Below are 7,931 nucleotides of genomic sequence, written 5' to 3' on the forward strand. Positions count from 1 at the left end.
CGCAAGGCGCCTGCCACTGTGAGGCAGGCCGGCCCGGCGGGCGACGCTTACTGGCACATCCCAACCCACGTGGCCTTTGGTAGGGGTCACCACTAGGAGAGGAGGCGCCATGCCCATCATTACTCTTCCCGACGGCAGTCAACGTTCCTTCGATCACCCGGTCTCCGTGGCCGAGGTGGCCCAATCCATCGGCGCGGGCCTGGCCAAGGCGACCCTCGCCGGCAAGGTCGACGGCCGCCTGGTCGACGCCTGCGACACCATCGATCGCGACGCGACCCTGCAGATCATCACGCCCAAGGACGAGGAAGGACTGGAGATCATCCGCCACTCCTGCGCCCACCTGGTCGGCCATGCGGTCAAGCAGCTCTATCCGACCGCGAAGATGGTCATCGGCCCGGTGATCGAGGAAGGCTTCTACTACGACATCTTCTTCGAGCGCCCCTTCACCCCCGAGGACATGGCGGCGATCCAGCAGCGCATGCGCGAGCTGATCGACAAGGACTACGACGTGATCAAGAAGATGACCCCGCGCGCCGAGGTCATCGAGCTGTTCAAGTCCCGTGGCGAAGACTACAAGCTGCGCCTGATCGACGACATGCCGGACGAGAAGGCCATGGGCCTGTACTTCCATGAGGAGTACGTGGACATGTGCCGCGGCCCGCACGTGCCGAACACCCGCTTCCTCAAGGCGTTCCAACTGACCAAGATTTCCGGCGCCTACTGGCGCGGCGACTCGAAGAACGAGCAACTGCAACGTATCTACGGCACCGCCTGGGCCGACAAGAAGCAACTGGCGGCCTACATCCAGCGCATCGAAGAGGCCGAGAAGCGCGACCATCGCCGCATCGGCAAGCAGCTCGACCTGTTCCACCTGCAGGAAGAGGCGCCGGGCATGGTGTTCTGGCACCCGAACGGCTGGAGCGTCTACCAGGTGCTCGAGCAGTACATGCGCAAGGTCCAGCGCGACCATGGCTACGTCGAAGTGCGTACCCCGCAGGTGGTCGACCGCATCCTCTGGGAGCGTTCGGGCCACTGGTCGAACTACGCCGAGAACATGTTCACCACCTCCTCGGAAAGCCGCGACTACGCGGTCAAGCCGATGAACTGCCCGTGCCACGTGCAGATCTTCAACCAGGGCCTGAAGTCCTATCGCGATCTGCCGCTGCGCCTCGCCGAGTTCGGCGCCTGCCACCGCAACGAGCCCTCCGGCGCGCTGCACGGGATCATGCGCGTGCGCGGCTTCACCCAGGACGACGCGCATATCTTCTGCACCGAAGAACAGGTGAAGAAGGAAGCGGCCGATTTCATCAAGCTGACCCTGCAGGTCTACCGCGACTTCGGTTTCACCGACATCGCCATGAAACTGTCGACCCGTCCGGCCAAGCGCGTCGGTTCCGACGAGCTGTGGGATCGCGCCGAAGGCGCGCTGGCCGATGCGCTGAACGAATCCGGCCTGGCCTGGGAGTACCAGCCGGGCGAGGGCGCGTTCTACGGGCCGAAGATCGAGTTCACCCTGAAGGACTGCCTCGGCCGTAACTGGCAGTGCGGCACCCTGCAGTACGACCCGAACCTGCCGGAGCGCCTGGACGCCAGCTACATCGCCGAGGACAACAACCGCAAGCGCCCGGTGATGCTGCACCGCGCGATCCTCGGGTCCTTCGAGCGCTTCATCGGCATGCTCATCGAGCACTACGCCGGAGCCTTCCCGGCCTGGCTGGCGCCGACCCAGGCGGTGGTGATGAATATCACCGACAAGCAGGCCGATTTCGCCGCCGAGGTGGTGCGGATCCTCGGGGAAAGCGGATTCCGTGCCAAGTCCGACTTGAGAAACGAGAAGATCGGCTTTAAAATCCGCGAGCATACTTTGCTCAAGGTTCCCTATCTCTTGGTTATTGGAGATCGGGAAGTTGAATCGAAGGCCGTCGCGGTGCGTACGCGCGAAGGGGAAGACCTGGGCTCCATGCCCGTCACCCAGTTCGCTGAGCTGTTGGCACAGGCGGTTTCCCGGCGTGGTCGCCAAGACTCGGAGTAATCATTATTAAGCGTGAAATGAGACAGGATAAGCGAGCTCAACCGAAACCCCCGATCAACGAGAACATCTCGGCTCGTGAGGTACGGTTGATTGGAGCTGATGGCCAGCAGGTTGGTGTTGTTTCGATCGATGAGGCGATCCGCCTAGCCGAAGAGGCGAAGCTGGACCTGGTTGAGATTTCGGCCGACGCGGTGCCTCCTGTCTGCCGCATCATGGACTACGGCAAGCACCTGTTCGAGAAGAAGAAGCAGGCTGCGGTCGCCAAGAAGAACCAGAAGCAGGCGCAGGTCAAAGAAATCAAGTTTCGTCCAGGGACGGAAGAAGGGGATTACCAGGTAAAACTACGCAACCTGGTACGTTTCCTTAGTGAAGGGGACAAGGCCAAGGTATCCCTGCGATTCCGCGGCCGTGAGATGGCTCACCAGGAGCTGGGGATGGAGCTGTTGAAGCGGGTCGAAGCCGACCTCGTGGAGTACGGCACCGTCGAGCAGCATCCTAAGCTGGAAGGACGCCAGCTGATGATGGTCATCGCTCCCAAGAAGAAAAAGTAACCACCAGGGCACTGGCAGGCCTTGCGGTTATGCGTAATCACTCAATGCGGAGTATCCGAACATGCCAAAGATGAAGACCAAAAGTGGCGCGGCCAAGCGCTTCAAGAAGACTGCTGGTGGCCTCAAGCACAAGCACGCCTTCAAGAGCCACATCCTGACCAAGATGACCACCAAGCGTAAGCGTCAACTGCGCGGCACCTCGATGCTGAACAAGTCTGACGTTGCGCGCGTAGAACGCTCCCTGCGTCTGCGCTGATTATTAAGGTAGAGGATTAATTCATGGCTCGTGTTAAGCGTGGCGTTATCGCCCGTCGTCGTCACAAGAAAATTCTGAAGCTCGCCAAGGGCTACTACGGTGCACGCTCGCGCGTGTTCCGCGTTGCCAAGCAGGCGGTGATCAAGGCTGGCCAATACGCCTACCGTGACCGTCGTCAGCGCAAGCGTCAGTTCCGCGCACTGTGGATCGCCCGTATCAACGCTGGTGCTCGTCAGAACGGTCTGTCCTACAGCCGCCTGATCGCCGGCCTGAAAAAGGCGGCCATCGAGATCGACCGTAAGGTCCTGGCCGATCTGGCAGTGAACGAAAAAGCGGCGTTTACCGCGATTGTCGAGAAAGCGAAGGCAAGCTTGGCTTAAGCCCTACGACAATCACCGGACCTCGGTCCGGACGTAACGTCACCGATAGGGGAAGAGCCTTACCGCTCTTCCCCTATTTTGTATCTGGAGTCCATACATGGAAAACCTGGATGCGCTGGTCTCTCAAGCATTGGAGGCTGTGCGACACACCGAAGACGTCAATGCCCTGGAGCAGATCCGGGTTCACTACCTCGGCAAGAAAGGCGAACTGACCCAGGTGATGAAGACCCTGGGCGACCTGCCGGCCGAAGAGCGGCCGAAGGTCGGCGCGCTGATCAACGTGGCCAAGGAAAAGGTCCAGGATGCGCTGAACGCGCGTAAGACCGAGCTGGAAGGGGCCGCGCTGGCCGCCCGGCTGGCCGCGGAGCGCATCGACGTCACCCTGCCTGGCCGTGGCCAGCTGAGCGGCGGCCTGCATCCGGTCACCCGCACGCTGGAGCGCATCGAGCAGTGCTTCAGCCGCATCGGCTACGAAGTCGCCGAAGGCCCGGAAGTCGAAGACGACTACCACAACTTCGAAGCGCTCAACATTCCGGGCCACCACCCGGCGCGTGCCATGCACGATACTTTCTATTTCAATGCGAACATGCTGCTGCGCACCCACACCTCGCCGGTACAGGTGCGGACCATGGAGTCCCAGCAGCCACCGATCCGCATTGTCTGCCCGGGGCGCGTCTACCGCTGCGACTCCGACCTGACCCACTCGCCGATGTTCCACCAGGTGGAAGGCCTGCTGGTGGACGAGGGCGTCAGCTTCGCCGACCTCAAGGGCACCATCGAGGAATTCCTCCGCGCCTTCTTCGAGAAGCAGCTCGAAGTGCGCTTCCGTCCGTCCTTCTTCCCCTTCACCGAGCCCTCGGCTGAAGTGGACATCCAGTGCGTGATCTGCAGCGGCAACGGCTGCCGCGTGTGCAAGCAGACCGGCTGGCTGGAAGTCATGGGTTGCGGCATGGTGCACCCGAACGTGCTGCGCATGTCCAACATCGATCCCGAGAAATTCCAGGGCTTCGCCTTCGGCATGGGCGCCGAGCGCCTGGCCATGCTGCGCTACGGGGTGAACGACCTGCGTCTGTTCTTCGATAACGATCTGCGCTTCCTCGGACAATTCCGCTAGGCCAGAACGCAACCGGATTCCTTAGGAGAACAGGATGAAATTCAGTGAAAAGTGGCTGTGGAGCTGGGCAAATCCGCAGGTTTCCCATGACGAGCTGGTCGCTCGCCTGTCCATGGTCGGCCTCGAGGTCGACGCCGACCTGCCGGTCGCCGGCGCCTTCAGCGGCGTGGTGGTCGGCGAGGTGCTCTCGACCGAACAGCATCCGGACGCCGACAAGCTGCGCGTCTGCCAGGTCAGCAACGGCAGCGAGACCTTCCAGGTCGTCTGCGGCGCGCCCAACGTGCGCGCGGGCCTGAAGATTCCCTTCGCCATGATCGGCGCCGAACTGCCGGGCGACTTCAAGATCAAGAAAGCCAAGCTGCGTGGCGTCGAGTCCTTCGGCATGCTCTGCTCGGCCAAGGAATTGCAGATCAGCGAAGAGAACGCCGGTCTGCTCGAGCTGCCGGCCGACGCGCCGGTCGGCCAGGACGTCCGCACCTACCTGGAGCTGGACGACTACACCATCGAGGTCGGCCTGACCCCGAACCGCGGTGACTGCCTGTCGCTCGCCGGCCTGGCCCGCGAAGTCAGCGCCATCTACGACGTCCCGCTGGCGCCGGTGGCGGTGGACGCGGTCGCCGCGCAGCACGACGAGACCCGTCCGGTCGAACTCGCCGCGCCGGCCGCCTGCCCGCGTTATCTCGGCCGGGTGATCCGCAACGTCGACCTGAGCCGGCCGACCCCGTTGTGGATGGTCGAGCGCCTGCGCCGTTCCGACATCCGCAGCATCGACCCGGTGGTCGACGTCACCAACTACGTGATGATCGAACTGGGCCAGCCGATGCATGCCTTCGACCTTGCCGAGATCAACGGCGGCGTGCGCGTGCGCATGGCCGAGGACGGCGAGAAGCTGGTCCTGCTCGACGGCCAGGAAATCACCCTGCGCGCCGACACCCTGGTGATCGCCGACCACCAGCGCGCCCTGGCCATCGCCGGGGTGATGGGCGGCGAGCACAGCGGCGTCAGCGACAGCACCCGCGACCTGTTCCTCGAAGCCGCGTTCTTCGACACCATCGCCCTGGCCGGCAAGGCCCGCTCCTATGGCCTGCACACCGACTCCTCGCACCGCTTCGAGCGCGGCGTCGACAGCCAGTTGGCGCGCAAGGCCATGGAGCGTGCGACGCGCCTAATCCTCGACATCGTCGGCGGCGAGCCGGGGCCGATCGTCGAGCAGGTCAGCGAAGCGCACCTGCCGAAGGTCGCGCCGATCACCCTGCGCGCCGAGCGCGTGACCCAGATGCTCGGCATGCCGCTGGACGCCGCCGAGATCGTGCGCCTGCTGCAAGCCCTGGAGCTGACGGTGGTAGCCGACGGGGAAGGGCAGTGGTCAGTCGGCGTACCGAGCCATCGCTTCGACATTTCCCTGGAAGTCGACCTGATCGAGGAACTGGCCCGTCTCTACGGCTACAACCGCCTGCCGGTGCGCTACCCGCAGGCGCGCCTGGCGCCGAACAACAAGCCGGAAGCGCGCGCCGCGCTGCCGCTGCTGCGGCGCCTGCTGGTCGCCCGCGGCTATCAGGAAGCGATCACCTTCAGCTTCATCGATCCGGCCCTGTTCGAACTGTTCGATCCGGGCACCCAGCCGCTGACCCTGGCCAACCCGATCTCCGCCGACATGGCGGCGATGCGTTCCAGCCTCTGGCCGGGCCTGGTCAAGGCGCTGCAGCACAACCTCAACCGCCAGCAGTCGCGGGTCCGCCTGTTCGAAAGCGGCCTGCGCTTCGTCGGTCAACTGGAAGGCCTGAAGCAGGAAGCCATGCTCGCCGGCGCCATCTGCGGCAGGCGCCTGCCGGAAGGCTGGGCCAACGGCCGTGACGGCGTGGACTTCTTCGACGCCAAGGCCGATGTCGAGGCAGTGCTGGCCAGTGCCGGTGCCCTCGGCGACTTCAGCTTCGTGCCCGGCGAGCACCCGGCGCTGCACCCGGGGCAGACCGCGCGCATCGAGCGGGAAGGGCGGCTGGTCGGCTACCTGGGTGCGCTGCATCCGGAACTGGCGAAGAAACTCGACCTCGAGCAGCCGGTGTTCCTCTTCGAGCTGCTGTTGGCCGAAGTGGTCGACGGTCACCTGCCGAAGTTCCGCGAGCTGTCGCGCTTCCCCGAAGTGCGCCGCGACCTGGCGCTGCTGGTGGATCAGGACGTGCCGGCACAAGACATCCTGACACAAATCCGTGCGGCGGCCGGCGAATGGCTGACGGACCTCAGGCTGTTTGATGTGTATCACGGTAAAGGCATTGATCCGCATAGAAAAAGCCTTGCCGTCGGCTTGACCTGGCAGCATCCATCGCGCACTCTTAATGACGATGAAGTCAATAGCACGACGCAGAACATCGTCACGTCGTTGGAAGAAAGGTTCAATGCCACGTTAAGGAAATAGCGTATGGGGGCTCTGACGAAAGCTGAAATTGCGGAACGTCTGTACGAAGAGCTGGGCCTGAACAAACGGGAAGCCAAGGAGTTGGTGGAGCTGTTCTTCGAAGAGATCCGCCAGGCGCTGGAGCACAACGAGCAGGTCAAGCTGTCCGGTTTCGGCAACTTCGACCTGCGCGACAAGCGCCAGCGCCCCGGACGCAACCCGAAGACCGGCGAAGAAATCCCGATCACGGCCCGCCGCGTTGTCACCTTTCGTCCAGGGCAGAAACTGAAGGCCAGGGTTGAGGCATATGCTGGAACCAAGTCATAACGACGAGCTGCCACCGATTCCCGGCAAGCGCTACTTCACCATCGGCGAAGTCAGCGACTTGTGCGCGGTCAAGCCCCACGTGCTGCGCTACTGGGAGCAGGAGTTCCCGCAGCTCAACCCGGTGAAGCGCCGCGGAAACCGCCGCTATTATCAGCGCCAGGACGTGCTGATGATCCGCCAGATCCGCGCGCTCCTCTACGACCAGGGCTTCACCATCGGCGGGGCGCGCCAGCGCCTCTCCGGCGACGAGGCCAAGGACGACGTCACCCAGTACAAGCAGCTCATCCGCCAGATGATCGCCGAGCTGGAGGAAGTCCTGCTGGTCCTGAAGAAGTGACGGAAGCAAAAAAAACTTCCACTTATCAGAAGCTTAGTATATAGTGCGGCTCACTTCGGAAGCACAGTCACTGAGCTTGGAAGTACAGTCGGGGCGTAGCGCAGCCTGGTAGCGCACTTGCATGGGGTGCAAGGGGTCGAGTGTTCGAATCACTCCGTCCCGACCAAAAAACCCTAGAAAATCCAGTCACTTAGCGGTGACTGGATTTTTTTATGGGCGATGAATTTTTCTGAATCGATTTTTTGTGCCACTTTTTGTGCCACCGAGGTTCTTTGCTGCGATTGAGCCGGGGTTAGCTAGCAGTCAGCTGACTCTGTTGAATTGACGGAGGCTCTGACTCCGCTGTGCTGTCATGACGAGTCCTGAGCATGCCTATCTCTGCAGCATTCCGATTCGATTTTGACCTGCCCCCGATTTCAGTACCACGTCAAACTTAGTAGAGTCCGTTTTCCGAGCAGGAGACGGCAGTGAAAAAGCGTTTTACCGAAGAGCAGATTCTCGACTTCCTCAAGCAGGCGGAGGCCGGTGTGCCGGTGAAGGAA

General features: G+C 62.6%; 8 protein-coding genes and 1 tRNA gene. All 9 read left to right on the plus strand.

Features of this window, described 5'->3' with window-relative positions; all coding sequences use genetic code 11:
- Positions 1–109 precede the first annotated feature (109 nt).
- The 9 genes from thrS (at position 110) to AC4OR5_RS06290 (ending at position 7,555) form a co-directional block, all read left to right on the plus strand.
- Positions 110–2,032, plus strand: coding sequence for a threonine--tRNA ligase (thrS, locus tag AC4OR5_RS06250; protein ID WP_003090677.1), 1,923 nt, complete (start codon positions 110–112; stop codon positions 2,030–2,032).
- Complete coding sequence (infC, locus tag AC4OR5_RS06255; protein WP_003119938.1) at positions 2,032–2,583, plus strand: translation initiation factor IF-3; 552 nt, start codon at positions 2,032–2,034, stop codon at positions 2,581–2,583. Before thrS ends, infC begins: the two co-directional genes overlap by 1 nt.
- Before the next feature lie 61 nt (positions 2,584–2,644).
- Entirely contained in the window at positions 2,645–2,839 is a 195-nt protein-coding gene (rpmI, locus tag AC4OR5_RS06260) for a 50S ribosomal protein L35 (protein WP_003090673.1), read from the plus strand.
- Between the two features lie 23 nt (positions 2,840–2,862).
- Positions 2,863–3,219 (plus strand): 50S ribosomal protein L20, encoded by a 357-nt coding sequence (rplT, locus tag AC4OR5_RS06265; RefSeq protein ID WP_003099086.1) that lies wholly within the window; start codon positions 2,863–2,865, stop codon positions 3,217–3,219.
- A gap of 97 nt (positions 3,220–3,316) precedes the next feature.
- Complete coding sequence (gene pheS / locus AC4OR5_RS06270; RefSeq protein WP_003090666.1) at positions 3,317–4,333, plus strand: phenylalanine--tRNA ligase subunit alpha; 1,017 nt, start codon at positions 3,317–3,319, stop codon at positions 4,331–4,333.
- 34 nt (positions 4,334–4,367) lie between these two features.
- Positions 4,368–6,746, plus strand: coding sequence for a phenylalanine--tRNA ligase subunit beta (gene pheT / locus AC4OR5_RS06275; RefSeq protein WP_116271267.1), 2,379 nt, complete (start codon positions 4,368–4,370; stop codon positions 6,744–6,746).
- Between the two features lie 3 nt (positions 6,747–6,749).
- Positions 6,750–7,052, plus strand: a complete 303-nt coding sequence (gene ihfA, locus AC4OR5_RS06280) for an integration host factor subunit alpha (protein ID WP_003090661.1) — start codon at positions 6,750–6,752, stop codon at positions 7,050–7,052.
- Entirely contained in the window at positions 7,033–7,389 is a 357-nt protein-coding gene (locus AC4OR5_RS06285; RefSeq protein ID WP_003090655.1) for a MerR family transcriptional regulator, read from the plus strand. Before ihfA ends, AC4OR5_RS06285 begins: the two co-directional genes overlap by 20 nt.
- Positions 7,390–7,478: 89 nt before the next feature.
- Positions 7,479–7,555 (plus strand) — tRNA-Pro (locus AC4OR5_RS06290).
- Positions 7,556–7,931: the final 376 nt, after the last annotated feature.

The organism is Pseudomonas sp. YA1 (assembly GCF_058680555.1).